Below are 26,386 nucleotides of genomic sequence, written 5' to 3' on the forward strand. Positions count from 1 at the left end.
GAACAAAGATTTAGACAGAGGTCAGACTCTATTGCATACAAACCAGAAGCGCTATAACCTGGATTTTAGAACCCTTTTAACCAAACACGGATTATGAAAAAGCTGATCAACAAGCCGGAAGACTTTGTGCGAGAAAGTCTAGAAGGTATGGCGGCGGCTCATTCCGATTTAATTAAAGTAAACTATGATCCCACTTTTGTTTATCGAGCCGATGCACCTATACAAGGTAAAGTAGCAATTATTTCAGGTGGTGGCAGTGGACATGAACCAATGCACGCTGGCTTTGTGGGCAAAGGAATGCTTGATGCAGCTTGTCCTGGTGAGGTTTTCACTTCACCTACTCCTGACCAAATGCTAGAAGCAGCAAAGCTTGTAGATGGAGGCTCTGGTATCCTTTACATCGTCAAAAATTACAGTGGCGATGTCATGAACTTTGAAATGGCAACGGAGTTAGCCCGTAGTGAAGGCATTCGATCGCTAAATATTTTGATCGATGATGATGTAGCAGTGAAAGATAGCCTCTATACCCAAGGACGGCGGGGTGTGGGAACAACAATACTAGCGGAAAAAATTTGTGGCGCGGCGGCTGAGGCAGGGTATGATTTGCCACAAATAGCAAATTTATGTCGCCGAGTAAATTTGAATGGGCGGAGTATGGGAATTGCTCTAACATCTTGTACAGTCCCCGCGAATGGAACGCCGACATTTGAATTGAGCGATCGCGAAATTGAATTAGGTATCGGTATCCACGGTGAGCCAGGAATAGAACGTACAGGCATCAAAGCAGCAGATGAGATTACCGAAGTTCTAACGCGATCGCTCCTTGAGGATGCAGCATACAGCCGCACACTGCGCGAGTGGGATGAAGACAAAGGAGAATGGCTAGATGTAGAACTAACAAATTTACCATTTGCAAAAGGCGATCGCTTATTAGCTTTCGTCAATAGTATGGGTGGAACTCCGATTTCCGAACTGTATATTGTGTACCGCAAACTCGCCCAAATCTGCGAACAGCAAGGATTGCAAATTGTGCGAAACTTAATAGGTCCTTACATCACATCTCTAGAAATGCAAGGTTGCTCCATTACCCTGCTGAAATTAGATGACGAGATGATCCGGCTCTGGGATGCACCAGTAAAAACACCAAGTTGGCGTTGGGGAATTTCATAATCATGAATTACAAATTACGAATTACGAATTACGAATTATTTTAATATGGTGACTCAGTCGCAGATATTACAATGGTTGCAGGCTTATGCAACCGAGATAGAACAGAATAAAGCATATTTGACAGAATTAGATGCTGCGATCGGAGATGCTGACCACGGTATAAATATGGATCGCGGCTTTAAAAAGGTAAGTACTCAGTTACCAACTCTTACAGACAAAGACATCAGCAACATTCTCAAAGCTGTGAGTATGACCTTGATTTCTTCCATTGGCGGTGCTAGTGGCCCTCTTTATGGAACCTGGTTTTTACGAGCTAGTACAGCAGTAGTAGATAAGCAAGAATTAACAGAACAAGATGTGTTAGGGCTACTTCAAGCAGGCTTAGACGGCGTGTTGCAACGTGGCAAAGCGCAACTAGGAGACAAAACAATGGTGGATGTGCTATCTCCGGCTGTAGTCGCTTTTGGGCAAGCTGTAGGAGAAAGTAAGGGAACGCTGGAAGCGATGCAACAGGCTGTAGCAACAGCCCAAAAGGGGTTACAAGAAACTATACCTATGCAGGCGAAAAAGGGACGGGCTAGCTATCTGGGCGAAAGAAGTATCGGACATCAAGATCCAGGAGGGACTTCTGCTTATTTAATGTTGAAAAGTTTGTTAGAGGTGTTGGAAAGTGGCCAAACAACTGACCATTGAAAATTAACAATTGGCGCAATAACTATTGCCAGAAATCGGTGACATCGTATCCTAGTTCCGCTAATATCTGCCGCAGCAGAGGTAAACTGAGTCCTATTACATTGCTGTGACAGCCTTCAATTTTTTCAACAAAGAAACTACCAAAACCTTCAATGGCAAAGGCTCCAGCACACTTGAGTGGTTCACCTGTGGCAACATAAGCAACAATTGCGCGATCGCTCATTTGAGCAAAGTAAACTCTTGTAACTTGAGACTTGACTATGGTGCGGTTTTGCTCCAGATCAATTAAAGCGTGACCTGTATACAAGTCGCCAAAGCTACCTTGCATTATCTGCCAACGGGCGATCGCTTCAGAAGTGTCTGCTGGTTTGCCGTAAATTTCACCATTCATCGACAAAACTGAATCACAACCCATAATCAAAGCTGATTCAAACTGCGGAGCTACAGTTTCCGCCTTATATTGGGCAAGAGTTTTGACTAATTCTGCTGGTTCACTTAATTGGATTTGCGACTCGTCAAAGTCACTAGCTCGAACTATCGGTTCAATACCAACAGTTTGCAGCAAGCGGCGACGAGCCGGGGAAGCTGAGGCAAGTACAAAAGGTGGAATTTTCATGAGATTTATAAAAAACTTGTTAATTGGGTATGGGGCATGGGGCATTGGTGATTAAATTTCTTCTCTATCCTCCATTCCCCATTCTCCATTCCCTATTTCCCAATTAATAGACAGTAAATGAATTTACAACCTCATCAATCATTCCTTTAACTCTCTGCCAGCGTTTTTCAGGAATTGAGGCGTTGAGGGTAAAAAGTTTGCCACGGCTAACAGCGACGCTGGCGATGTTATGCCGTTGCTGTTTATTGGGAAGTTTAACCTCATACTCTAAAAGGTAGTACGTTTTACCGTCTACTTCTCGCTCTGCGGCATTGACTAATTCAGCCGAACGACCAGAATCAGGAGGCGCAAGAGCAGCTTTTCCCAACTTATATCCTACTTCTGTTGGGGTTCCCAATTCTGATAAAGTTTTGCCTTCTGGAACTGGGCTAATCACAACCGAAACGTTTTCAGACACCTCAATCAAATCGTGGAAAACCACATCTGGCCCGTTGGCAACTTTAACTTGCAGCCAGCCGTTAGGATATGAAAACTGATAGCCATCACTAGTGTCTACAAAGCTTTTAAGTCCAGCCGCAGCCGCTATATCAGAATTACTCAGGCTGAAACTCAACACCAATAGCAAAATTAATACAATTCTTTTCCACATTTATACGAGTTCCTTTGGGCTGGGGACAACACCAGGCTTGCATCATTTATCGTTTTTATTCTCCCACCAAGCGGGACGCTTCGGATGATGCGTTTCGGGGTTGCTTAAGCGATCGCCTGTTTTTGGAAAGACTGTTTCTTTACATATCCCTTATTTCATCAAATACCCGAATAGTAAGTTATTACGCTGTCTTAAACTAACTAAAAGTGAGCGTAAATCTTTGACAACTTTTACTAAATCTAAGTAAGTTGGCACAATAAAACCAAACTATGTAAAGAGAAATGAACTAGGCTAAAATCCTTATACCTATTGCCTATTGCCTGTTGTCTATTGCCTTATCCCAACAATAATTATTTACGCTCACTTACTTAAGTTAGCTAGTGAAATGATTAAGTTGCGCGATCAATTTTTTGCACTTCTTCTTCAGATAGTTTCACATTGATAGCTTGTGCTGAGTCTTCAATGCTAGAAACCTTGCTAGCTCCAGGAATTGGTAAAATAGCGGGCGATTTGGAGCGTAACCACGCTAGAACGATACTATATACTGACACGCCTTTTTCTTTAGCTAAGTTAGCGATCGCAGGAATATCTTGCAAATCCTGATGGCGACGTTTACCACCAAAGGGACTCCAAGGCAAAAATGTCAATTCTTGCTGTTCGCAATACTTCAACACGCCGTCCTTTTCTGGCTGTCGTTGCCAAGGGCTATATTGATTCTGCACCGAGACAATATCTACTACATCTTGCGCCCGCTTAATTTGTTCAACGGAAAAGTTAGAAACTCCCACAAACCTAATCAAACCTGCCTCCACAGCTTCTTTCACTGGCGCAAGGGATTCTTCAATGGTGTACTTACTATCGGGTGAATGGTATTGCCAAACATCGATGGGTTTAGCACCACCTAACGCCTCAAAACTGACTCGAATCGTTTCGCGTAAATGTTCTGGGTTGCCGTTGCTTGTCCAGTTGCCATCGGGACGCATCAAACCGCCCTTAGTTGCCACAATTATTTGGCTAACATCGCCTTTGTAACTAGTAAGCGCCTTGTGAATTAGTCGCTCATTATGGTGTTTTTCTGACTCATCTTTGCAATAAGAGTCGGCAGTGTCAATAAATGTAATACCCAAATCCAAAGCCCGATGAATAACTTCGATTGATTGCGATTCAGGAGGGCGATTAGAGATTGACATGGGCATACCACCCAAACCGATCGCACTCACAAATACACCAGTTTTTCCTAGCTGTTTGGTTTCCATGCTTCTAGCTATAGCTTTCTGACCCAATTATCCCAGCTAGTCAAAGCTTTTTGAGCGATTTATCATAAATCCTCCCTAGTACTTAGATTTAGTGATAAGTGAGTGGGCTACTAAGGGAATACTCTACTCAGGGGTTAAGTATTCTATACACAAGCACCGATGAAAATTGTCGAGGAAACCCGTACCAGATTGCAGCTAAAGCATCGACCACTCAGATATTGGGTCATCGGGTGGTGCATTTTTACTGTCTGTTTAAGCTTCTTGATTTACTGCTTATTTTTTGAGTCTGCTTCAATCAGTCTCAATTGCGATCGCCTCTCGTCAAGCAAAATTAATTGTGAATTGAGACGGTTTAATTTGCTGGGAAAGATGGAGAAACTCAGAATGTTTGATCCCAGTGAAGCATACATTCTCACAAAGACTGGCAGCAAAGGGTCGAAAAGCTATCAGGTTATAATTGTGACTCCATTTAAAGATTTTCTTCTTTTATCCCATCTTAGCTATGAACAAAATCAAGAATTTACCTTGAAAACCAACGGTTTTATAAACTCTAGTAAAACTTCTCTATTGGTACAGCAGAATCAGAGAAATTATCTATTTTTCTTAAGTTTGTCTATATTAATTATCATGGCGATCGCTGCTTTTTTTGCAACATCACCTGTAACTACCTGCACCTTCTATAAAAGTATTGATAAGGTCTTTGTCGAACGTAAAAGTCTTCGTGGCAATCAAGTTATTGAATATCCACTAGAAAATATTCTGTGTTTTGACATTCAAGAAAAGCAATATAAATACTCTAAGCTTTATCGGGCTGTAATTGTGCTGAAATCTTGCAAAGAAATCCCAATCAATCCACAATACACTGATGAAAGAAGCGTTAGATATACAGTTTCTAGGATACTCTCATTTCTAAAACTTTAACAAAAACTATCCCCACTACTTACCACTATGCCCATAGACTGAAGTCATAGATCGCTGACTTATCTAGAAAGCTGGGGATATTGTCTATCAAAAATGATTTAGGATTTGCTATATAGACACGAAACGCTTAGATTAAAGAAGTTTGAGTCACTTTCAACTGAAATTTTACATCCAGCATTCTCCATTAGTACCATTCTGACTCAACTAAAAATACTCACTTTGTCAGTTTGTCTATTTAGACTATGTTTGGTACATAAAATAAGAAGCCTACATGATTGGCTGTTATTCTACACTTGACATAAAGCATTGTGAGTGCTAAAAGACGACTGCCAGAAACTATTGCCCATGTCAGAATCACCCGCCAATCTTGGCAACACGGCTTCCTTGAGGGTGAAGTGAGTGCAGGTGAATTTGAGTGGCATTTCCAGTGGCATTTTCGCCGGGGAGAACTTGCCGTCAAGCCTTCCCAAGGCCGCGCTTTAATCAAAGAACCCCTTGGTCGATTTTTGGAGCAACAAGATTATCAGCTAGAGCCTGGAGGAGATTATGCTTTTACTATTCGGGCGGAACTTTAAAAGTTAGGAGTTAGGAGAGACGCGATTAATTGCGTCAGTACAGGAGTTAGGAGTTAAGGATGTAATTCTTCACTCTTGACTGCTGAGTGTTGATTCTGTGAGGCGGTTTAAGTATCTTTCGATTAAGAGAATGGCAACAATGTCATCTATCGGTCTTGGAGGCTGTCGTAGACCTTGTGGCAATAGCTTTGTTAGCCCTTTGGGTGGGAACATTTGCCAATAGCGATCGCGTGCTTCTAAGGTTGTATACCGCTCATCCACTAAAATAATACTCAGAGGTTCTGTCAATTCCTGATACAATTTCTGTCTCCACTGCTTGGCTGTAGTTTGGTCGCCCATCACCATCAAGGAGATCGGAAACTTTTGACGCAGTGTTTCAATCGTAGCGATCGCCTCTTTTGCTAACGCAACGTGATGATAATACAATTGTCGATCCAGTCCCATCACCGCTAACCCACACTTATCTCGACCTGGATCAAACCCCAATATGACTGGTTGCGTTGGTGAAAATTCGCGTAAAGTCATAAGAAATTAAAAATAAAAATTGAGAATTAGAAATCAATAAATGCAATCACAGCAACTATTTTGACTGCTGTTGAATATGTTTAAATCTTACTAATAACAGTGTGCAAATAATGTTTTAAGTACTAAAAATAATTTTTCCGTTGACTATTGCCACTAATTTTACTCTCAATGGCCCGGCTGTATAAGTGTCCTCTGCTGCGATCGCTTTGATCTCCAAGGGTTGATTATACTGTCTTAATTGGGCGACAAAGCGCAAGAAAGTCCCCTCTACCTGCACATCCTCGACAATTCCGGCATTACGAGCCCGAAATTGGGAAGCAGAAATTAGTATTTCCAGCCTTTGCTGTAACTGATAGGATGTCATAGCTTTGGAATCGGCACTAGTTGTAGCTAGCACTGCGCCTCCAGAAAAAACCAATTGATTTCGGGCTGTATCGGCGAAAAACTCTATCTGCTTTTCTCCCCTGACGTAATTACCAGCCGAGAAAATTCGCACCACATATTCTTGACCATCGCTAATCTGCTTGCTCAATTGGTCAATCCTATCCTGAGTCACGCGCAGTAGCTCTACATTGGCAGGATTTGCCCCAGGCTCACTTAATTCGAGGTTGGCGTTGCGATTGGCTTCTTGTAAAAGTTGTACCACTGCCCGACGAGCCTCAGCAGGTTGGGTAACACGAATTACAGCAGCAGAAAGAACTTGACCGCGAACTAAGGCCAACTTACCCAAACGCAGGTCGCGGTAAGACTGATAATATTTTTCTAGCCTGGCAACTTCTAGTTCTAGTTGCTCTTGTTGCGCTTCCAATTCTTTCAGGCGGGATTCCCGTTTGGCAATCACTTCCTCTCGTGCTGCAACTTCTACATTACGCTTTTGAATCAATTGATCGAGTTGGCCAATTTTTTTATCGCGTTGTTCTATGGCTTCTTGACGGTTAGCCAGTTCGCGATCGCGTTTTTCAATAGCTGTTTTGGCTTCGTCAATCGCTTTTTTCGCTTCAGCATACAGTCGTTGTCGTTCTGTCTTCAGTAGTTCAACTGCCGCCTGTAGCTCTTTTCTTTGATTGGAAACGCTTTGCAACTCAGCTATAGCTTTTTGGTACTGAGTTACAACTTGTCCTAACTGACCTTGAGTACGTTGGAGTTGAGTTTGAGTTTGAGCTTGTTGACTAATGGTGCGGTTCAACTGAGCTTGTGTTTGGAGTTGTTTGGCATTTGCTGCCTGTAAAGACTGATTAATTGCCTGTAAGTCTTGTTGTGCTTTTGCTTGGGCAATTCTTGCTTGATTTAGCTCACTTTCTACCTGACTTTTCTGAGTTTCTGCGGTTTTTAGCTGTTCCCGCTTCTGTCTGAGGTCTGTTTGAATATCTTCTAATTCAAAGACTCCCTTTCGCAAACCTTCATCGGCAGCGAATAAAATTCCTAATGTTGATGCTGAAATCAAACCGCCCGTAAAAATAGTTACCACTACAGCAGTATTTTTCGGACGAAGCTTAAAAAGTGAGAGGCGGGCTTTGCCAACTCGTGTGCCGATGCGATCGCCCACGGTGGCAATTACGCCTCCCAAGATTAAAATTGCTGCGATGAGGATGTATCCGGTGGTCATCTTTAGCTACCGAAATCCTTCCAGATACAGCCTACTACTTTTAAGCATTGTCTGCGGAGAAGTGGAAGTTGGCAATAGCTGAAATTATTCAATTTTAGATTTACCTCTAGCTATTAGTGTCATCTTTCAAAATAGAACACGCGCCGATTCCCCTTTCTCCGATTGATTTTATGTGAATTGCCTACTTAAGGTAACAGGTTTATGCACAGTAATCTTCTTTTTGTGGATAGAAATCATCTTTTTCTCACGCAAATCCCCTAGTAGCCTAGTAACGGTAACACGAGTTGAACCAATTGCTTCTGCGATCGCCTGATGAGATAACTTCAGATCAATAGTGATCCCATCTGCACAAGGAACGCCAAAATCCCGACAAAGAATTAACAAAAAACTCACCAACCTAGAACCCATATCTCGGTGAGCGAGAGTTTCAATCATCATCTCTGTTTGTAAAATGCGCGAAGAAAGACCCCGCAGCATTAACATTGATAATTCTGGATTTTCCTTGAGTGCTTGCTCTACTTGTTCAATTGGGGCTGACAGTAATTCCACAGGTGTAAATGCAACCGCATGGTAAAACCTATCCGACTTATTTCCTGTCAGCAATGACAAAACACCAAAAACACTATTTTCCCGAAGCAATGCTACTGTTATTTCCTCTCCTGCCTCGTACACCCTAGAAAGTTTAACAGCACCTTTCAAAAGAAAATAAACTCGTTCGGCAGGATCGCCAGGAAAAAAGATCGTTTTATTGCGTTCAAACGTTTCCACAACTGGCGGAAACGCCCCGGTCGCCATCTGACGAAATACATTTGCTAGGGCTTTATCTTGTGTCACGATCATCTCCCTTCCCCTACCCAATGCCGGAAAAACAAAAACTGATTACCTAAGAATACACCCGAAAAATGAATAAAGCACCGTCAACCTTTCTGTACTTTCCTATACTCAAACTAATCGCTTCATAACTGTTTGTTTATAATGATACATAATTGTTGATCCTTTCAGCTACTAATTGTTGATAAGTAGTTCCAATAACTGTATTAAAAAGGGTTTTTTAAAGAACAAATAAAGATATCTTGAGAAAATCTTTAGGAAAAATCAAGATTTTTGTCATAGCAAACACCCTTCTCAATATTCATTTTTGCAAATCCTGTATAAAACAAAGACAAACGTGCCTCAGATTCTAGTATGCTCCTAATGATCGATCGCATTAACAATTTCTATGCTGAATCTGACTGGAAAAAATGCTCTTGTTACAGGTATTGCCAATAACCGCTCGATCGCCTGGGGCATCGCCCAACAGCTGCATAAAGCCGGAGCAAACCTGGGTATTACCTACCTGCCGGATGAACGCGGCAAAATGGAGAAAAAAGTTGCGGAGTTGGTAGAACCCCTCAACCCAAGCTTATTTCTTCCTTGTAATGTCCAAGATGAAGAACAGATTCAATCTACCTTTGAGACAATTCGTGAGCAATGGGGGAAGCTAGACATTCTGATCCATTGTCTGGCCTTTGCCAGTAAAGACGATTTAAGTGGAGACTTTAGCCAAACCTCTCGTTCTGGCTTCAACACTGCCTTAGAAATCAGTACTTACTCGCTGGTGCAGTTAAGTGGTGCAGCGAAACCTTTGATGACTGAGGGAGGTAGTATCGTCACGCTGACATATTTAGGCGGTGTCAGAGCAATTCCTAACTACAACGTTATGGGAGTTGCTAAAGCAGGGTTAGAAATGAGCGTGCGTTACCTAGCTGCTGAACTAGGGCCACAAAATATCCGCGTCAATGCCATCTCCGCAGGCCCCATCCGCACCTTAGCATCTTCAGCAGTTGGTGGAATTTTGGATATGATCCATCATGTCGAAGAAGTAGCTCCCCTGCGCCGTACTGTCACTCAGCTAGAAGTGGGTAATACTGCCGCTTTCTTATGTAGTGATTTGTCCAGTGGTATTACCGGACAAGTTCTATATGTAGATGCAGGATATGAAATTATGGGAATATAAGATAATTTGGGCATAGGGCATTAGGCATTGGGCATTGAGTATTAAAATTCTTGTCCATTCCCTATGCCCCAAGCCCTATGCCCCATGCTCTATTCCCAATGCAAATTAGCAAAGTTAATTCAAACTACGACCAGTCAACTAAAACCCCTCGGATTGCCACTGTTCACCGTACTACTGGTGAAACTGATGTACAAGTTACCATCAATCTTGATGGTAGAGGAACTTGCACGGCAGCAACAGGCATTCCGTTTTTGGATCACATGTTGCATCAAATTGCCTCCCACGGGCTGATTGATATAGATGTCCAAGCCAAGGGAGACTGGGAAATTGATGACCATCACACCAACGAAGATGTAGGTATTACTTTAGGCCAAGCTTTCAACCAAGCACTAGGCGACAGAAAAGGTATTGTCCGTTTTGGTAATTTTCTTGCGCCATTGGATGAAGCTTTAGTTCAGGTAGCGCTAGACTTTTCTGGACGGCCTCACCTCAGCTACGGCTTGCAAATTCCTACCCAGCGCGTAGGAACCTATGACACCCAACTCGTGCGCGAATTCTTTGTGGCACTGGTGAACCATAGCCAAATGACACTCCACATTCGGCAACTGGATGGCATTAATTCCCATCACATCATAGAGGCGACATTTAAAGCCTTTGCAAGAGCAACACGGCTAGCAGTGGAGATTGACCCCCGTCGTGCTGGTCTAATTCCCAGTTCTAAAGGCGTTCTCTGAAAGTAGTCAAATGGGGCATTAGTTATTTCCTCTCTAGTTTCCAATCCCCAATAATTGACACACGGCTTGGTGATGGTTATTATCAGCCTACTAGATAACTTGTAATTAATACCAAGCTGATAATTAGTGGTTGAACCAAGATGAAGTCTGTTGCAGATGACCCTGATTCTCAACTTAATACGGTAGACACTCCACCAGTAGTCCTAACTTCTGAGTTGCGAAAAGTCTATCGCACTGGTTTTTGGCTAAATCAAAAAGTCGTATCTCTCAAAAACTGTTCTTTAAAGGTTTACAAAGGCGAAACCTTTGGGTTGCTGGGGCCAAACGGTGCTGGTAAAACCACCCTTTTAAAATTGTTGCTGGGAATTATTCATCCCACTTCTGGACGGGGATTGTTATTGGATAAACCTATAGGCGATCGCAGTGTTAAGCAACATATCGGCTATTTGCCAGAAAATCCCTATTTGTATGACTATCTCACTGGCTGGGAATTTTTGCAGCTAGCTGCTGGACTATTCCAAATTCCCCAAAGTGTCCAACGCCAACGCATTCCCCAACTGCTGGAATTAGTGGGTTTATCCCAAGGTGATGCTCGCAAAAAACTTTTACGCCGCTACTCAAAAGGAATGCTACAGCGTGTTGGTATGGCACAGGCGCTAATTAACGAGCCAGATTTGGTTTTTCTCGATGAACCAATGTCTGGTCTTGATCCGGTAGGACGTTACCAAATGCGGGAAATCATCTTGGCACTAAAAGCTGCTGGAAAGACGATTTTTTTCAATAGCCACGTTCTTAGTGAAGTAGAGCAGATTTGCGATCGCATTGCCATCCTTGCTCAAGGTGAACTAATTTGCTCTGGTTCCCTTAATGAACTTTTAGGCGTAGACAACACATATTATGTAAAAGGTCAAGGTGGTGACTGGGAAATTCTCAAAAAATGGATACCCACTCTTAGATTTGAACCTGATGGTTCCTGGCAAGGTACACTACAAGACGATTACTATGATTTCCTCGCTAGTGTTCGTCTGATGGAAGGTAAAATTATTGCCATGAACTTGTCGCGTTACTCCCTAGAAGAGTTTTTTATTCAACAAATTCAAAGAAAAAATAACTCTGTTAGTTAATTTTGTTGTCAAATACTCAATTTTAGATTTGTTTGAGCAACGTATATACCTGGTATCTTTTTACAGAATAATCTTAAATTTCCGCATTTTTGAGTTTGTCTTTGCTCAATCCAACTCACAAAAAACTAAATTTCGACCTTTTTTCAAGGTTATTTGTAGTTAATCAATAATGGAGTTCATAATTTTTGCAAAAATTACTACTAATAGAATATTTAGAATCACAGTTTAAGTGTCATTTAATTGACTTTGGTAGAAATGCGTTATTCGTAAGTACCTATTTACATAACAGACAATTTTTTATATAAACTGCGTTTATCTCCGTAAGTCACATATTTTTTGAGAATTCACATATTCAAGTTTGCTCAACTTTAAATTAACTTCACTAAAAATTCAAATTCAATAAACAAATTTCCTCCGGAAAATTACACTTTTCGGGGAAAATAAGAGTGTTGGGGAACTTGAATACTTAGGTATAGTCAAAATAAAAATGTTTAGACAGTACTTTATTAATCGTAGTTTCAGAATCTAAGGTAAATATGCTTAACACAAGTTTGTTTAAATTCCTAACTCAGCCAGTTGTGGGTGTGGCTTTGTTAAGTGCTGTCAATGTCGCTGTGCCATTTGCGAGTCTAGCTCAGGGACAACCATTACCACCAACTACACAAACACCAAGCACACAAACACAATTAGATACTAATTATTCATTAGGAGGCGGCGATCGCATCCGGGTAAATGTATTTGAAGTACCTGAATATACAGGAGAATACCAAGTTCCCCCAGGTGGAGCAATCAACCTACCTTTAATTGGCAGTGTGTCAGTCCTCGGTCTAACAACTGAACAGGCTGCTGACGAAATTGCTAGAAGATATGCTCGCTTCCTCAAACGTCCCTTAATCTCAGTCAATTTATTATCGCCTCGTCCTATCAATGTTTTCGTTGCCGGAGAAGTGACACGCCCAGGAGCTTACACTCTTAGCTTGAGCGGAGGCGCGGGAGACAATCCAGGCGTACAATACCCAACTGTGTTAGCCGCATTGACAACAGCACAGGGCGTAACCTTGGCTGCGGATGTGAGTCAAATTCAATTAAGGCGTAAAATAGGACGTTCTTCAGAGCAAGCCGTTAGTGTCAATTTGAAGGAACTTATCCAAACAGGTAGATTATCACAGGATATTACCTTGCGCGATGGAGACACCATAGTTGTGCCAACAGCAACCAACTTCAACGTGGCAGAATCTCGTAATATATTTGCATCTAACTTTGCTGCCAGCCAAACCACGCCTCGCACGGTAACAATTATCGGTGAAGTTAATCGTCCCGGTTCGTATCTTGTCACCCCAGCCAGCACAGATGCTCAGGGGGGCGCAGCAACTAACAGTGGCACAGCTAATCCCAATGGTCTACCAAACGTGACACGGGTTATTCAACTAGCTGGAGGAATTACAGCACAAGCTGATGTTCGTAATCTCAGGCTACGTCGACTTACAAGAACTGGCTCAGAACAAGCTATAGATATTAACCTTTGGCAACTATTGCAGAGTGGCGACGCTAGTCAAGACATCATCGTGCAAGACGGAGATACAATTGTTATTCCGACGGCAACTGAGATTAATCCCGCAGAAGCTACTCAACTAGCTACCACTACTTTGTCTCCTACACGCATTCAAGTTGGTGTGGTAGGTGAAGTTAAAAAACCAGGGTTAACAGACGTTCAGCCGAATAGCTCTTTAAATCAAGCTATACTGGCAGCTGGCGGATTTAATGATGCCAGAGCTAGTAGCAGTGCTGTTGATTTGATTCGCCTCAACCCTAACGGTTCTGTCACTAAACGCATAGTAAAAGTGGATTTTTCTGCTGGCATTAATGAGCAAACTAATCCCATACTCCGCAATAATGATGTTGTTGTAGTCAACCGATCGGGTTCCGCTAAGACTGGCGATACCATAAACACTATCACTGGCCCTCTCGGTGTTATCTTTAATCTTCTGAACTTGTTCGGACTCTAGTCCAATATACAGATGTGAATTGGGGGCGTTGGTTAAACTTCTCCGTCCCCAAAATTACAATATCTATATAGTCAAAGAGATTGATTGTTCTTGGTGTATTCCATTGGGAGAGCAATATTCATCTCTCTTGACCTGTCCTCCACAATAACCACCTCTTTCATTAACTGAACTTACGCACTCAAAACTAGAAAGCTCGATCCCTCTTAAAAAAAGCGAGTATCTCTTATGCGTAAGTATTAGTTAAATTACAGGGGTTGCCAGTAAATGAAATACACCTCTCCTCAACCCTTCCCAGATACTCTTATTTGACCGCAGGATAAGACAATACTAGGGTAAAGAAATGTCTTGCCTTTTGTGATCGCTTCTTAAATTATTTATATTTTATACTAATTTTTATAAAAGTCTAATCCTTATTACTGAGCTTTAAATTCCGTGAACCGAAAGCTATCACTGAAATTTCTGAATTTGCCATTGAAAATTTCTGAATTTGCCATTGATATACCTTTTAAAACTTTGTTTTAGTTACTCTGATTTCTTATGATAATGAGAATACTTTAGAAGGTAAAGATTATATAATCCACTCCCTGTAAGACTTTTCTCCTCATTTTAATTATCATTATCATAAGAATTATTTAAGTAAAATAACTGTTTAATGACAGATATACTATCTTAACTACAGATACCGCGTATACACAGTAGAATGATGTCCAATTAGAAATGATGTCATTTGTACGGTTGGTTTGTGTCCATTAATGGGATGACTCTGCATACTGAGAATTTTTTCAGTACTTTTACCAGATGGCTGCCATTTTTTTAACACTGCCTAGAAAACATTTCAGCGATATTTACGTGGAAATGCTCAGGTGTAAACCTGATAAACCGTTTATAAACTTACAAATGGCAGTTACACGACCGTATCCAATACTGACTTACTGACCAAGGCTAGAGTTACTGACCGTTGACGATTCAGTTTTTGCAATATACCCTATTTTTCCCTATGATGATTCATGGTTTAGGCTTTCTCAGTTTAAGTGCATCTCTTGTACTTCCGTGGGCATTAACAGGTCTGGTTCAAGGACAGAGAATAACAGAGTCTTTAGTTAAAGACGTTCGTCAGTTATCCACCGATCAAAACATTTCACTTCCGAGTCGCAAGCTGATCAGCCAAGTTCCAACTGCTACAACATACTATGTTAGTGGTAGCGGAAGTGACAAAAATAGCGGACTCACTCCGTCATCTGCCTTTAGGACAATTCAAAGAGCAGCAGACCTAACTAACCCTGGCAGTACAGTACTGATCATGAATGGGGTATACAATAATAATTACCCTAGCGGATCAGCACTAGTAATTAAACGCTCTGGAACGGCAAATTCATGGATTACCTATAAGGCATATCCTGGAAATAAGCCAAAAATTCAGCACAATGGATGGAATGGAATTTCCATTGAAAATAGAGCCTCATATATTGAGATAAATGGTCTGGAGGTTGCAGGGAACAATACCAATATAACCCTGAGTTATGCACTGAGTCAGAAGTATAATACATCCAACCCACTGACGAGTGGAAACTGCATAAATATAGATGGACGAAAAAATGGTCGTTCCCACCACATACGTATTCTCAACAACAAGGTACATGATTGTGGCGGTGCGGGTATTTCAGTTATTGAATCGGACTATGTAACCGTGGACAATAACGAGGTATATAATAATGCCTGGTATTCACCATTCGGGGCTAGTGGCATTTCACTGCTCAACAATTGGAATTATGATAATAACCAGAACTATAGGATGTATGTTACTAGAAACAAAGTCTACAACAATCAAATGTTTGTTCCCTGGTATTACAATGGAAAGTTCCAAGACGGTAATGGTATTATTGTTGATAAGTCACGAGATAATGGGTATCAAGGACGTACTTTGATTGCCAACAATATCTCATATAAAAATGGTGGTACGGGCATTCATACCTTTTCAAGCGACCATGTAGATATTGTCCACAACACAGTTTATCTGAATAACCAGACTAAGGAAATTACTCACGGGCAAATCATGAGTAATTATTCAGGTGATGTCAAAGTTATCAATAACATCATTTATGCTGCGCCTAACAAAACAATAAGTACGAATAATAAAAGTACCAACACTACTTTTAACTACAACCTCTACAACAACAATGGTTCTCGTGCAGTTTCTGTGGGACCTAACGATATTATGGCAGATCCACAATTTGTAAATCCCTCAGGTGGTGACTTTAGAATAAAGGGAACTAGTCGGGCCATCAACAATGGTTTTAAGTGGAATAATTTGAAAAATGATTATTTTGGTAAACCTCGTCCTGTCGGTGCTGGATATGATATTGGGGCACACGAATATCAGTAACCCTAATATTGTGTCCTGAAATCTACACCCTACAATCTACAACACATAGTTCTGTCAGGTTGAAGTCTAGAGTTATACAAAATAATAAGCCTACCTGTGAAAGTAGGCTTATTGTTTTTTGGCTAAATAATTAAACAGATATGATACAAGTGTCCCAACAGAATTAATTATTGATGTTTTACTAGGCAAGAATTTCAGCCAAGTTATTGTGTAATTAATACTGTACTATTACTTACCAGTTATAGTATTAAATTAACTGGTAAGACAAAATCCTAATTTATTTAAATTAATTTATACAGAGGTTTTGTCTGGAATACGTTTTTTTAGCTTTGTCTCTTTTGCCAAATCTTGATGAGTAAAGTATTGTTTAACATGGTTGAAATAACTACTAGATTCATTTTTATCAATGATACCATTCACAACTAAACCTAATACGTTGTGACTTGATCTCTCTAGCATTTCTTGAGCGGCAGATGCACTGTTAGAATCAATTACCCCAGGTCGAGCGACTAACAAAATCCCATCGGTCATTTGGCTTATAGTCAAAGCATCGGCTGCCAAAAGCAAGGGAGGAGCATCAATAATTACAAAATCATATTTATATTGAGATGAAAAACTTTCAATTAGCGATGCCATCCGCTTTGAGTCAAGCAAAGCAAGTGGATTGGGAGGTCTAGAGCCAGCAGTTAAGACATCAAGATTATCCATTACTTTACATAAAGCAACATCAAATTCAGTCTGACCTATAAGAACTTCACTCAAGCCATCTGCATTACTTACTTCCCACAGATGATGCTGAGAGGGAACTCGCATATCTGCATCTATTAGTAAAACTTGACGTCCTAATTGAGCGATCGCTGTTGCCAAATTAGCTGAAACTGTAGACTTGCCTTCTTTAGGAACTGCGCTAGTTACCACAATAGTTTTCAGCACTTTATCTGAACTCAGGAATTTCAGATTCGCTTGAATCATTCTGTACATTTCGCTAGTTAAAGAGTAAGGCGTATCTCTGACAGCAATTGTTTGATTTATTGATTCTGCATTTGAATAACGGGAGCGAATCTTTTTAACAGACAAAGGCACAATTCCTAACAAAGTATATCTAAATATACCTCTGATTTCTTGAAGGGTTTTCAGAGACCTATCTCTCATACCTAGCACAAGAACTGCTGTAGTAGCCAAGAATAAACCGAACATTACTCCTAGCACTAAAACAATAATTTTTTTGCTTTCTACTGGCTTATCTGGCACTATAGCCTGAGCAATAATCCGCGAGCTGGCTGTATTTGTATTCTCAACTAACTGTAATTCTTGAACCTTTTTCAATAGAGTTTGATATGTTGATTCTGCGACTTCAACTTTTCGTTCTAACTCCCTCTGATTTTGTGTTAGTTGGGGTATGAGTTTAACGCGCTTTTCGTATGCTAAACGTGAGTTATATAGAGAAGAGAGTTTTTTAGCTAAACCAATGCGCTGTATTTCTGATTGCAGAAAATTTTGGATCAGATTTTGTCTTAGTTGTCCAATCTGTAATAGGTTCTGTGAAACTTCTGTTTTATTGCCAACAGTCTGACCAATTTGCTGTTGTAAGAGAGATTTTAAGCTAGCTTTCTTTGCTTCTAAGTTAACAATAACAGGATTGTCATCTAGGAAACGGCTACGCTCAATTGCTAGCTGTCGATCAGTTTCTTGAAGTTGTGTAAGAACTCCCTGCACAGCCGGTGACTGACTGATGGCACTCACAGCGATCGCCTCCTGAGAATTTAGCTCTACTTTCTGGCGCAGTTCATTGGTTTGGGCGTTTACCTCATCCAGCTGAGCCTTAACAGTATTCATCTCATTGTCTAGATTTCCAATAGTTGCAACAGCTGACTTTGTCTCCTCTGACAGATCTGCTATCTGATACTTCTGTTTAAATATACGTAGTGCTACCTCTGTATTATTAACAACTTCTTGAGTTTTAGGAAGCTGCTTGGCAATAAATTGACGAGTTGCTGCCGCTTCAGAGCGATTTGTCAGAATATCATTATCTAAATAAAGACTCATAATTGTGTTGACCACTGCTGCTGATTGCTCGGGGTCAGGGCTGGTATAGCTAATTCGCAATACATCTGTTGCACTAACAATTTTCAGGGTCAAAGATTTCCGCAGCTGTTCTACTTCTAAAGGTTTACCTTCTTTGTCTTTCAGTTGTAGCTTATCTATTGTCTTCTGCAATAAAGCAGGGGAAGAAATAACTTCTATCTGAGTGTTTATAGGATTTTGAGTTGCTAGCAGCGATTTTAAATCCCCTGCATCTCCTCCTTCTGTATTACTAGGCAAAAGACTAGCTCCTACTACTTTAAAAGAAGGAATTCTAAATAATAGTTTTCCTTCGGCTTCATAGGATGGCTTCATAAATTGTGTAGCTATAGCACTGAGAATAACTGTAGCTGTAAATATTGCAGTAGCAGGTAGCCACCATCGTTTCAATATGAATAGGTAACGACTGAGGTCTAAATCAATAGATTCTCTAGATTCCGTAGATTTTTCTGACATAAATCTTCCCAAATACAGATATTAAGTAAGAAACTAAAAAAGACTTAGAGAATGCACAAACCACTGCAATTGACAACAATGATGCGATTTGACAATATTACAATAGTATAGACTATCTAAGTTATAAATTTAGTTCCCATTGTCGCACAATAATGCCAACTAGCTTTGCCAAATCTTATCATAAGCCTCTAACAATTTCGGAGCTTGATATTGCCATTCAAGAATCTTCTCCATTCTCAGTCGTCCCTCAGCTCCTATCTTTTCTCTTAGTTCAGGAGAATCTAGAAGCTCTAGAATTTTCTCAGCAAATTCAACCTCATCATTAGGCTTGGCATAAAGAGATGCTTCCTGTGCAGAACGTCTTCCCTCTCGCAAATCAAACTGGACAATTGCTTTTCCCATCGCCATGTATTCGAGGATTTTATTCATGGTGCAGTTTTCGTTATAAGCAGATGTTGGGGAGGGTTCTACACAAACGTCACAACTGGAAAGCCGTTCTAAAAGTTCCTCCCCTTGCTTAAACCCTGTAAATTCTACAAACTCACTCACTCCTAACTCTTTGGATAAAACTTTAAGTTTTTCGGCCGCTGGTCCACTACCAATCAACATAAAGTGAATATCTTGGCGATTTTTTGTCTGGGTAATATAATATGCTATTCTCAAAAGATAATCAATTCCCTCTGGTTCACCCATGACACCCATATATCCTATCAAGTGCTTCTTACCTCTACGATAATTCGGATTTGGGGGCATTCGGTGAAAACGGGAAAGGTCAGGCGCACTACGAACTACAAAGACCTTCTCCGGTTTCTTATGCCCACGGGTAAGAGCTACCTCTCGGTGCGACTCGTTCGTTGAAATTACTATGTCTGCTGTGGCATAAGTCAAGCGTTCAGCCCAGTATAATCCATGATAAAAAATATCCCGCCGTTGATACTTAGCTTCATACATCTCCGGACTGAGGTCATGATGATCAAAGATAACCCAGATGCGATGAAATAATTTAAACCATACTGCTACTAAAAAAAGTAAATCCGGCGGATTACAAATATGGATAACATCAAAACCCCGCTCTCGCCATACCCGTTGAGCTAGACGGAATTGCCAATTAATCGCCCAACTATACTCTCGAAGATAACCGAGAACAGAACTTTCTTCTGGTGGTAGAGGATGACGGTAAATGTGAATTTTCTCAATAATCTCGTAAGATTTCTCAAACCCATTACCTGTTGGTGAAATTACGCTAACTTCATACCCAGCTTTTTGCAAAGTAGTTGCTTCCATCCATACCCGCCGATCAAAGGGAACTGGCAGATTTTCAACTATAATTAGTACTTTTTTGGGTAATGCCATAATAATCTCAACTCTTAATCAGTTTAGTCAAACGCTGACTTGTCAATTCTAAAATCTGCCTTTTTGGGTAAATTTTAGTCATACCTGGTGAAACTGGGCTGAATAAACTGCAGGTCTGCATTTTTATAGTTTTCTGTTTCGCAGTTGCTAGATTTATCATTTCAACTTAACACTGAACGATATAAATCAAGAAAAGAAATCCAGTGATTTTTGATATCAAGATGAAAAACACTTTTTCTCGCTTTAGATCCTAGAGAGAGCCTCAAATCCTCATTTTCAATCAAAGACCTAATAGCATCTGATAGCTGCTCAATACTTCCTGGATTAACAATTAATCCATTTTCAGATTGAGTAACTATCTCAGGTATGCCTCCTACTGGTGTAACTATGACTGGTAATTCCCAAGCCATTGCTTCTAGCATTGCTAGTGGGAGACCTTCGTTATAAGAGGGCAACACAAAAACATCTGCCTTACTTAAAAGAATATCACGTTCATCTGACCCTATCCAGCCAGGCAATTGTATATAGTTTTGTAGATTTAAAGTCGTAATTAAATTGCGTGCCTCTTCTATGTCTCCATCACCTGCCATAATCAGACTTGATCTGGTTTTATATTCAGTAGGCAACAAAGAAAAAGCTTTGATCAAATCAAATGCTCCTTTCCGTTGACCAATTCGTCCTAAAAAAAGTAAGTTCACTTTTGCAGAAACTGAACGGTGTGGAACTTCAAGAGGAAATTTTACTGGATTGTAAAAAACTACAACTTGTTCAGGTTTCAGACCAAGATTTTCTATATAGAAACTTTTCCAACTTTCCGATAATACAATTAAGCGTTTACACTTACAAAATATCCAACTTAGCAATTTCTGTATCCAGTTAGCAAGTCCAGCATAGAAAAGATGAAATTGACTACCATGAGCGTGTAGAACTATCGGTTTGTTAAATAGCCAAGCTAAAAGTGTCATAATTGCTTGCCGCAAAACACTACCACGTTGTGAAATTTCAAGTTGAACAATATCAACTTCTTCTGCTCTTAATATCCATATAAATTTCCATATAGCTTTCAAAAACACCATTGTTTTCAGTGCTATAGATCCGTCCTCATGAGTGATAATATGATATATCTGAATTTCAGAAGGAGCATATTCTAAAAAAAGCTTCTCATAACCAGAAATGCCACCCTGCTGGAGTAAACTAGGACCTAACATGATAATCTTGAGAGTATTAGTTCGGGACATAGGCTGTACTTTTAAAATAAGTTGGTATATCTTTGATTAATATATCACCGAAATAATCACAGTTTATTGTTTGATTTTCTCTGAGTAAAATAGATGCGTAACTTACTTCAACATATTAGTACATCTGTAAGTAGAGTATCTAAGCCTAAAATATTGTAAATAAAAATACGATTATTTTTTGGTTAATTTGAGGTAAAAATATCTTTGTTTGCAGCTTTATGAATTCAACTCTATCTGTACATAATTTTTGCAAAACTTACAAAAATATTTTGTTTGAGTTAAAATTTATTAATCAAGAAATTTATATTTAATTCTCTACAATTCTATACTGTACAATAAGTATTTATTTTATATTGATTCTAGTTTTAGAGATTCGCGTGGGTAGTAAAGTTGACTTGATAATATCGCTGCTACATAAAGTACCCATTCCATACTATTTTGAACTAGCAATGTACTTTCAGTTAGATTTGAAAGAATCATAAATGTAAGATAAACTAAGAGCCATATACTTTCGGATGTTTGATTCCGCCTGATTAAATATATCGCTTTAAATAAATTAATAATGAACCCAATTATAAAAACCAAGAATCCTAATAAACCCAATGATAGCCAAAGATCCAGAAACCCATTATGAGCATTAGGAGCGTCCCATTGTACCGTTTGTAAAACAATAGAAGATTCACTACTCTGCTCCCAGAATGCTCCATAGCCATATCCTAACCATGGTTTTTTTCCAATCATCTCCAATACAACAGGCCATAATTCTGCGCGTCCGGTGAGTGTTGCGTCTTTACCTACTAAGCCTAAAATCGAATCACCTTCTGAGATTAACCAGTAATAAAAAGCTATACCAAATGTTGATATTAACGTTAATATAGGTATAAATACTTTGTATTCTAAATGTAAAATTCGATAATACACAATAAAAGCTACTGTGATAATTATAAAATTCAATAGTGATGTTGCTGATTGGGATAATAATATAAGTACTCCAGAAGTAATATAGCCAAGCCATAAAACCCAACTATTTTTTTTACCAGTAATGGCAAGGAATAAAAATATTGCTGCACTAAGTACAAATCTCTTGCCCAGAACATTTTTGGTTGGGAATATTCCTCTCCAACTATTAAATGTAGGATCGATCCCAATTTGTGGTAAAAATATAACAAATAATAAACACATTACTATTGAGGCGGCAAGCATATATGCACATAGCTTTAGCTGCTGTTTTAAGGTGTAGCGTGAAGCTAAATAAAGTCCAAAGATAGTTGTTCCTGACAGACCAATGACGCGACGCACGGTAATGTCTGGATCTAAAGACCAAAAAATAGAAAGTGCAGAAACTCCAATCAGCAACCAAATAAACTTATCTTTGCTAAAAGCATAAGTAACTTTCTTCCAACGTAGAGCAATCAATGAAAGGCTGACTATATATGTAAGAGTATAAAGTAATCGAAATATAATTCTATCTCCTTCTTTTACAGTAAAGCCATCAGTCAAAAAACCATCTAGCGGGGTTCCTGAATATAGCATCAAGGAAGTAAATGTAAATATTTGTTCAGCAGAAATTAAAAATTTCCTCATTTTTTATAATTATGTATGCATAGAGAAAATATATTAAGCAAGTTAGAGATTAGTAGTTGCTAGTTTCAGTTTAGTTGGGCAAATACTTTGTTTCTGAGATGAGTCATTATTATGTTTGTTAAATGCCGATTAAATCAGTATATTTTTACTAATGTATAATTTTCATGGTTTTTTGATAAACTTCCACGGTTTGAGCAGCAATATTTGACCAATTTAGATCTTGCTGGCAACGAGCTAGTGCCGCAGTTTGCATTTTTTGTTGTAAGTCGCGATCGCTTAACAAACAAACGATGGCATCAGATAGGGCTTGAGCATCACGTGGTGGAACTAATAAACCATCCTTTTTATGCTGAACTATCTCACTCAATCCCCCTATATCAGAAGCTACAACCAGCGTTCCCATTCCATAAGATAAAGCTGCTACACCACTTTGAGAGGCTTCAATGTATGGTAGAACTGTTAGTGTGCTACGTTGAAATAGATTACCTACTTCTTCAAGAGAGATTAGTCTATTGATAATCTCGTAGCGGTTCTCATCATAACCGTTAGGGAAATACTGGTTAATGTTTTCTCCTTTGCCAGCAATAATCAGCTTCACTTGAGGTACACGTTCAGCAATTAAGGGCATAGCCTCAAGCAAATATTTCAATCCTTTATAGGGCCAGATGCGTCCAAAAAATAGCAATGTATTTGGATCGCGAGGTTGATTATTGCGATCGCCCCGGCGCTGATACAGACTGCCAAGTTCACCATGTGGTATGACATTGACTCGCCCTTCAGGTAAATTAAATTGTTCAATTAGAATCTTTTTTAGTTGATCAGTATGGACAATTAATTGTTGGGAACGATAGAAGGCAATACGCCGAGTATACTCTGAACCAAATACAGCCACCTTATCTCCTGGGTGACGGAATACATCGTGGATGGTTGTTACTAGTGGTGGCATTCTGTTGAGTAACAACGTCCAATCATACCAAGGATCGTTAGTTTCTTGCACATGTAAAACATCTGGCTGTATATCTTTGATAATACGCATCATAGCGTTCATAGACAACACATTACGCGGGTCGCGAATCCGTGGTTTGTTAAAGCTAATGACACGGATATTGGGATCAAACGCATCACCGCATACATCTGAGAGCTTTTTCGGGTGAATTAACGTTAAATCAACATATTTAGCCAGACTATTTGCTAATTCAATGGTGTAGTCTTCAAAGCCAAAATGTAATAGGGCAACTTTAATCATAATTTAAATTATATTCTTACTTATAAAACTTCGGATTGTTTGTCTGTAGAATTTTAGATTGAACAATTAATGTTCTCTTAAAAGTTTCATCCATAAAAAACGAAACCCGCCAAACGCACGAATACCTAAATAACTCACAAATAAACCATAGGTACAAGTTGCAATAAGTAAAGTGAATACAAAGTCTAAGTTAATTTTTTGCAATAATATAAATATGGGTAACATTAAAACACTTATTATCAATGGTCGGCGCATAATTCGCCATAAATTTAATGAAAACAAGCGAGTATATGTGAAATAAATATACTGGCTAAAACCCAGAGTCGTCATTAACAATACCATTAAAGCTGCACCTAGCAACTGATATCGGGAAACTAATACCACCCCTCCCAAGCTTCCGAATATAGTAGTAATGACCACTTCACGTAGGTTAACTATCTCAAAACCATTGGCTACCAGTAGATATGAAAGTGAGCGGATGAAGGGCAAAAAAACCAGTGATATAGCACTTAGGCGAAGGGCTAGATTTGCCTGAGCAAAGCTAGAATCATAGACAAAAATTAGTAAATCTTTGCCAAAAAATAACAATCCCAAAAATAAGGGCAATGCCATAATTAGTAGGATTTCAATAATAGTTTCTGCGGTCTGCTTCTGTTTTTCCCTTCCTTGGTCTACTGCCTTTGAAAATCTTGGAAACATTGCTAAAATCATACTGTTAGCAATAATCGAAAAGGGTTGTAGTAATTGTGCTATTCCACCAAATAGACCTACTAAAAACTCATTTCCTAACAATGAAAGAATCAAAATTTGAATTCGTCCAGTGACTACAGATATTGCTTCAATAGCAAAAAATGTACGCGCACTTTTAATTGTATTAATTACAAATTTTCCATCAATCTGCCATTGGATTTTGACTAATCGGCTGATAAAAATCCATTCAATTATTAGAATTAGTGTTTCTGAAAGAAATAGGATCGCTCCCAAATATCCAATTCCGTATTTTAGTTGCATCGCCCAAATCATTATTATTAGGCGTATTGCATACACTGGAACTGTAGCTATGGCAATAAGATGCATCTTCTCTTGAGCTTGAAAAACTGCCTCCGTTATGTTGGAAAGTGCAAAGGGAATGATCGTTAAACCCATTATGTAGCAAAGAGTAGAGGTTGTGGAACTATAGGGAAGTAAAAAGACTACAATCACTAATGCCCCATAACTGAAGAAACTAAATATTAACTGCAACCAGGTACCACTCATTAAGTAAACTGGTGTTTTTTCTGGCTCACGTGCTAGTTCTCTAGTGAACAATGTCTTTAGCCCCTGTGAAGCAATGCCCACAAAGATAAAATAGTAGCTATAGGCTAGTAAATACTGCCCTAAAGCCTCAGCTCCTAAAGTTCGAGCTATAGCAGCGGTTAATACAAAGGCCGTAATGCTTTGTGCTAACCGATTGACTATCATTGATAAGGAATTACTTATAAATTTGTACTTTTCTGCCATTCTTAAAATTATTAATTCAGCTTAATTCGTTTTAAATCACTAAATACTCATGTATTTCATAAATTTATCTTTTTGGATATGTATGGATATATCTTCAGAAGTTTTTATACTCGATTCCACGCATAAATATTTGTACTGTCAGACATTTACTTTTACAAAATTAGAAAAAGCTCACTTTAATCCGCAATAAATTGCACTGTAAATTGCAATAATCATATCAAAACGTAACCATTATAGTTCTTACTGTCTTTTCTAATTTTGTTTTTTTGTTTGACCTTAGCTCAACCTTATCCAAAATTAGTAACCAGGTTTTCTTGATCCGGCAAAAAACCTAGTTTGGTAGCAAAAAATTTTCCCATGTTAATGCTTATCGTTGAATTTGATTAAAATAAAACTGCCGGATCAATAAGGTTTAACGATGAATATTGATGCCTTCAAGAAAAATTGAGAAAGTCGAGCAAATTTAAAGCTTAGTAAGCACCTTCTTTTTTCAAAACAACCATAACTGTTTTGAGTAAAATTTCAAAATCCAACCCAAGAGACCAATTTTCAATGTAGTTCAGATCAAGATTTAAGTAGGACAGGGTGAAAAAACCAAATTGTGTAAAGATAAGTAAATACACATAATGTATCTACCACGGTAACAGGTATATGGGCAGCCGTTTAAGGGTAT

At 39.3% G+C, this 26,386-nt stretch carries 21 protein-coding genes and 1 pseudogene; 9 read left to right on the forward strand and 13 right to left on the reverse strand.

Going from position 1 to position 26,386, the window contains the following annotated elements; genetic code table 11:
• Positions 1 to 93 precede the first annotated feature (93 nt).
• Together dhaK and dhaL are read left to right on the forward strand one after the other, a co-directional pair.
• On the forward strand, positions 94 to 1,170 hold the full coding sequence (gene dhaK, locus H6G86_RS29010; protein WP_190937200.1) for a dihydroxyacetone kinase subunit DhaK: 1,077 nt from the start codon (positions 94 to 96) through the stop codon (positions 1,168 to 1,170).
• Between the two features lie 45 nt (positions 1,171 to 1,215).
• Positions 1,216 to 1,863: a dihydroxyacetone kinase subunit DhaL gene (gene dhaL / locus H6G86_RS29015; protein WP_190937201.1), complete on the forward strand. Its 648-nt coding sequence runs from the start codon at positions 1,216 to 1,218 to the stop codon at positions 1,861 to 1,863.
• A 22-nt stretch (positions 1,864 to 1,885) separates the two neighbouring features.
• Here the strand turns inward: dhaL and H6G86_RS29020 are convergent, their stop codons facing one another.
• From H6G86_RS29020 to H6G86_RS29030, 3 genes are all read right to left on the reverse strand, one after another.
• On the reverse strand, positions 1,886 to 2,479 hold the full coding sequence (locus H6G86_RS29020; protein ID WP_190937202.1) for a Maf family protein: 594 nt from the start codon (positions 2,477 to 2,479) through the stop codon (positions 1,886 to 1,888).
• 103 nt (positions 2,480 to 2,582) lie between these two features.
• Positions 2,583 to 3,128 (reverse strand): photosystem II reaction center PsbP, encoded by a 546-nt coding sequence (gene psbP / locus H6G86_RS29025; protein WP_114080420.1) that lies wholly within the window; start codon positions 3,126 to 3,128, stop codon positions 2,583 to 2,585.
• A gap of 389 nt (positions 3,129 to 3,517) precedes the next feature.
• Positions 3,518 to 4,384: an aldo/keto reductase gene (locus H6G86_RS29030; protein WP_190937203.1), complete on the reverse strand. Its 867-nt coding sequence runs from the start codon at positions 4,382 to 4,384 to the stop codon at positions 3,518 to 3,520.
• A gap of 159 nt (positions 4,385 to 4,543) precedes the next feature.
• Here H6G86_RS29030 and H6G86_RS38250 point away from each other — a divergent pair, with 159 nt between their 5' ends.
• Positions 4,544 to 5,305: a hypothetical protein gene (locus H6G86_RS38250; protein ID WP_199338465.1), complete on the forward strand. Its 762-nt coding sequence runs from the start codon at positions 4,544 to 4,546 to the stop codon at positions 5,303 to 5,305.
• Between the two features lie 305 nt (positions 5,306 to 5,610).
• Positions 5,611 to 5,880, forward strand: coding sequence for a DUF3146 family protein (locus H6G86_RS29040; protein ID WP_372726526.1), 270 nt, complete (start codon positions 5,611 to 5,613; stop codon positions 5,878 to 5,880).
• Between the two features lie 69 nt (positions 5,881 to 5,949).
• Here the strand turns inward: H6G86_RS29040 and H6G86_RS29045 are convergent, their stop codons facing one another.
• From H6G86_RS29045 to ntcA, 3 genes are all read right to left on the reverse strand, one after another.
• Entirely contained in the window at positions 5,950 to 6,405 is a 456-nt protein-coding gene (locus H6G86_RS29045) for a RuvC family protein (RefSeq protein ID WP_190937204.1), read from the reverse strand.
• A gap of 115 nt (positions 6,406 to 6,520) precedes the next feature.
• A complete protein-coding gene (locus tag H6G86_RS29050) occupies positions 6,521 to 8,011 on the reverse strand; it encodes a DUF3084 family protein (protein ID WP_190937205.1) in 1,491 nt (496 codons plus the stop codon).
• Between the two features lie 168 nt (positions 8,012 to 8,179).
• Entirely contained in the window at positions 8,180 to 8,851 is a 672-nt protein-coding gene (gene ntcA / locus H6G86_RS29055) for a global nitrogen regulator NtcA (RefSeq protein WP_010998529.1), read from the reverse strand.
• A gap of 379 nt (positions 8,852 to 9,230) precedes the next feature.
• Between ntcA and fabI the strand changes: the two genes are divergently transcribed.
• The 5 genes from fabI (at position 9,231) to H6G86_RS29080 (ending at position 16,254) form a co-directional block, all read left to right on the forward strand.
• Positions 9,231 to 10,007: an enoyl-ACP reductase FabI gene (fabI, locus tag H6G86_RS29060; protein ID WP_190937206.1), complete on the forward strand. Its 777-nt coding sequence runs from the start codon at positions 9,231 to 9,233 to the stop codon at positions 10,005 to 10,007.
• A 98-nt stretch (positions 10,008 to 10,105) separates the two neighbouring features.
• Positions 10,106 to 10,741: an imidazoleglycerol-phosphate dehydratase HisB gene (gene hisB, locus H6G86_RS29065; protein ID WP_114080425.1), complete on the forward strand. Its 636-nt coding sequence runs from the start codon at positions 10,106 to 10,108 to the stop codon at positions 10,739 to 10,741.
• A gap of 140 nt (positions 10,742 to 10,881) precedes the next feature.
• On the forward strand, positions 10,882 to 11,865 hold the full coding sequence (locus H6G86_RS29070; protein ID WP_190937207.1) for an ABC transporter ATP-binding protein: 984 nt from the start codon (positions 10,882 to 10,884) through the stop codon (positions 11,863 to 11,865).
• Positions 11,866 to 12,401: 536 nt separating this feature from the next.
• Positions 12,402 to 13,871 (forward strand): polysaccharide biosynthesis/export family protein, encoded by a 1,470-nt coding sequence (locus tag H6G86_RS29075; RefSeq protein ID WP_179073256.1) that lies wholly within the window; start codon positions 12,402 to 12,404, stop codon positions 13,869 to 13,871.
• A 958-nt stretch (positions 13,872 to 14,829) separates the two neighbouring features.
• Positions 14,830 to 16,254 (forward strand): right-handed parallel beta-helix repeat-containing protein, encoded by a 1,425-nt coding sequence (locus H6G86_RS29080; protein ID WP_242065021.1) that lies wholly within the window; start codon positions 14,830 to 14,832, stop codon positions 16,252 to 16,254.
• Between the two features lie 291 nt (positions 16,255 to 16,545).
• Here the strand turns inward: H6G86_RS29080 and H6G86_RS29085 are convergent, their stop codons facing one another.
• The 7 genes and pseudogenes from H6G86_RS29085 to H6G86_RS29115 all read right to left on the reverse strand — a co-directional run.
• A complete protein-coding gene (locus H6G86_RS29085; protein ID WP_190937208.1) occupies positions 16,546 to 18,792 on the reverse strand; it encodes a GumC family protein in 2,247 nt (748 codons plus the stop codon).
• 159 nt (positions 18,793 to 18,951) lie between these two features.
• Positions 18,952 to 20,145, reverse strand: coding sequence for a glycosyltransferase family 4 protein (locus H6G86_RS29090; protein ID WP_190937209.1), 1,194 nt, complete (start codon positions 20,143 to 20,145; stop codon positions 18,952 to 18,954).
• A gap of 161 nt (positions 20,146 to 20,306) precedes the next feature.
• Positions 20,307 to 21,353 carry a glycosyltransferase family 4 protein gene (locus tag H6G86_RS29095; protein WP_242065022.1) on the reverse strand — a complete coding sequence of 349 codons (1,047 nt, stop codon included), beginning with the start codon at positions 21,351 to 21,353 and terminating at the stop codon, positions 20,307 to 20,309.
• Positions 21,354 to 21,731: 378 nt separating this feature from the next.
• Positions 21,732 to 22,967 (reverse strand): O-antigen ligase family protein, encoded by a 1,236-nt coding sequence (locus H6G86_RS29100; protein ID WP_190937211.1) that lies wholly within the window; start codon positions 22,965 to 22,967, stop codon positions 21,732 to 21,734.
• A gap of 148 nt (positions 22,968 to 23,115) precedes the next feature.
• Positions 23,116 to 24,213 carry a glycosyltransferase family 4 protein gene (locus H6G86_RS29105; RefSeq protein ID WP_190937212.1) on the reverse strand — a complete coding sequence of 366 codons (1,098 nt, stop codon included), beginning with the start codon at positions 24,211 to 24,213 and terminating at the stop codon, positions 23,116 to 23,118.
• 66 nt (positions 24,214 to 24,279) lie between these two features.
• Positions 24,280 to 25,713 (reverse strand): oligosaccharide flippase family protein, encoded by a 1,434-nt coding sequence (locus H6G86_RS29110; protein WP_190937213.1) that lies wholly within the window; start codon positions 25,711 to 25,713, stop codon positions 24,280 to 24,282.
• 470 nt (positions 25,714 to 26,183) lie between these two features.
• Positions 26,184 to 26,288 (reverse strand): annotated as a pseudogene (locus H6G86_RS29115) (sugar transferase); the annotation flags it as partial.
• Positions 26,289 to 26,386 lie beyond the last annotated feature (98 nt).

Origin of the sequence: Nostoc sp. FACHB-133, assembly GCF_014698055.1 — a bacterium.
Lineage (GTDB): Bacteria > Cyanobacteriota > Cyanobacteriia > Cyanobacteriales > Nostocaceae > Nostoc.

Excerpts from the sequence above, each read along its gene's own strand:
- psbP (WP_114080420.1), bottom strand. The coding sequence starts at position 3,128 with ATGTGGAAAAGAATTGTATTAATTTTGCTATTGGTGTTGAGTTTCAGC.
- H6G86_RS29100 (WP_190937211.1), bottom strand. The coding sequence starts at position 22,967 with ATGAGGAAATTTTTAATTTCTGCTGAACAAATATTTACATTTACTTCC.
- dhaL (WP_190937201.1), top strand. The coding sequence starts at position 1,216 with ATGGTGACTCAGTCGCAGATATTACAATGGTTGCAGGCTTATGCAACC.
- H6G86_RS29085 (WP_190937208.1), bottom strand. The coding sequence starts at position 18,792 with ATGTCAGAAAAATCTACGGAATCTAGAGAATCTATTGATTTAGACCTC.
- ntcA (WP_010998529.1), bottom strand. The coding sequence starts at position 8,851 with ATGATCGTGACACAAGATAAAGCCCTAGCAAATGTATTTCGTCAGATG.
- H6G86_RS29105 (WP_190937212.1), bottom strand. The coding sequence starts at position 24,213 with ATGATTAAAGTTGCCCTATTACATTTTGGCTTTGAAGACTACACCATT.
- hisB (WP_114080425.1), top strand. The coding sequence starts at position 10,106 with ATGCAAATTAGCAAAGTTAATTCAAACTACGACCAGTCAACTAAAACC.
- H6G86_RS29095 (WP_242065022.1), bottom strand. The coding sequence starts at position 21,353 with ATGTTAGGTCCTAGTTTACTCCAGCAGGGTGGCATTTCTGGTTATGAG.
- fabI (WP_190937206.1), top strand. The coding sequence starts at position 9,231 with ATGCTGAATCTGACTGGAAAAAATGCTCTTGTTACAGGTATTGCCAAT.
- H6G86_RS29045 (WP_190937204.1), bottom strand. The coding sequence starts at position 6,405 with ATGACTTTACGCGAATTTTCACCAACGCAACCAGTCATATTGGGGTTT.
- H6G86_RS29070 (WP_190937207.1), top strand. The coding sequence starts at position 10,882 with ATGAAGTCTGTTGCAGATGACCCTGATTCTCAACTTAATACGGTAGAC.
- H6G86_RS29030 (WP_190937203.1), bottom strand. The coding sequence starts at position 4,384 with ATGGAAACCAAACAGCTAGGAAAAACTGGTGTATTTGTGAGTGCGATC.
- H6G86_RS29020 (WP_190937202.1), bottom strand. The coding sequence starts at position 2,479 with ATGAAAATTCCACCTTTTGTACTTGCCTCAGCTTCCCCGGCTCGTCGC.
- H6G86_RS29075 (WP_179073256.1), top strand. The coding sequence starts at position 12,402 with ATGCTTAACACAAGTTTGTTTAAATTCCTAACTCAGCCAGTTGTGGGT.
- dhaK (WP_190937200.1), top strand. The coding sequence starts at position 94 with ATGAAAAAGCTGATCAACAAGCCGGAAGACTTTGTGCGAGAAAGTCTA.
- H6G86_RS29050 (WP_190937205.1), bottom strand. The coding sequence starts at position 8,011 with ATGACCACCGGATACATCCTCATCGCAGCAATTTTAATCTTGGGAGGC.
- H6G86_RS29090 (WP_190937209.1), bottom strand. The coding sequence starts at position 20,145 with ATGGCATTACCCAAAAAAGTACTAATTATAGTTGAAAATCTGCCAGTT.
- H6G86_RS29110 (WP_190937213.1), bottom strand. The coding sequence starts at position 25,713 with ATGGCAGAAAAGTACAAATTTATAAGTAATTCCTTATCAATGATAGTC.
- H6G86_RS38250 (WP_199338465.1), top strand. The coding sequence starts at position 4,544 with ATGAAAATTGTCGAGGAAACCCGTACCAGATTGCAGCTAAAGCATCGA.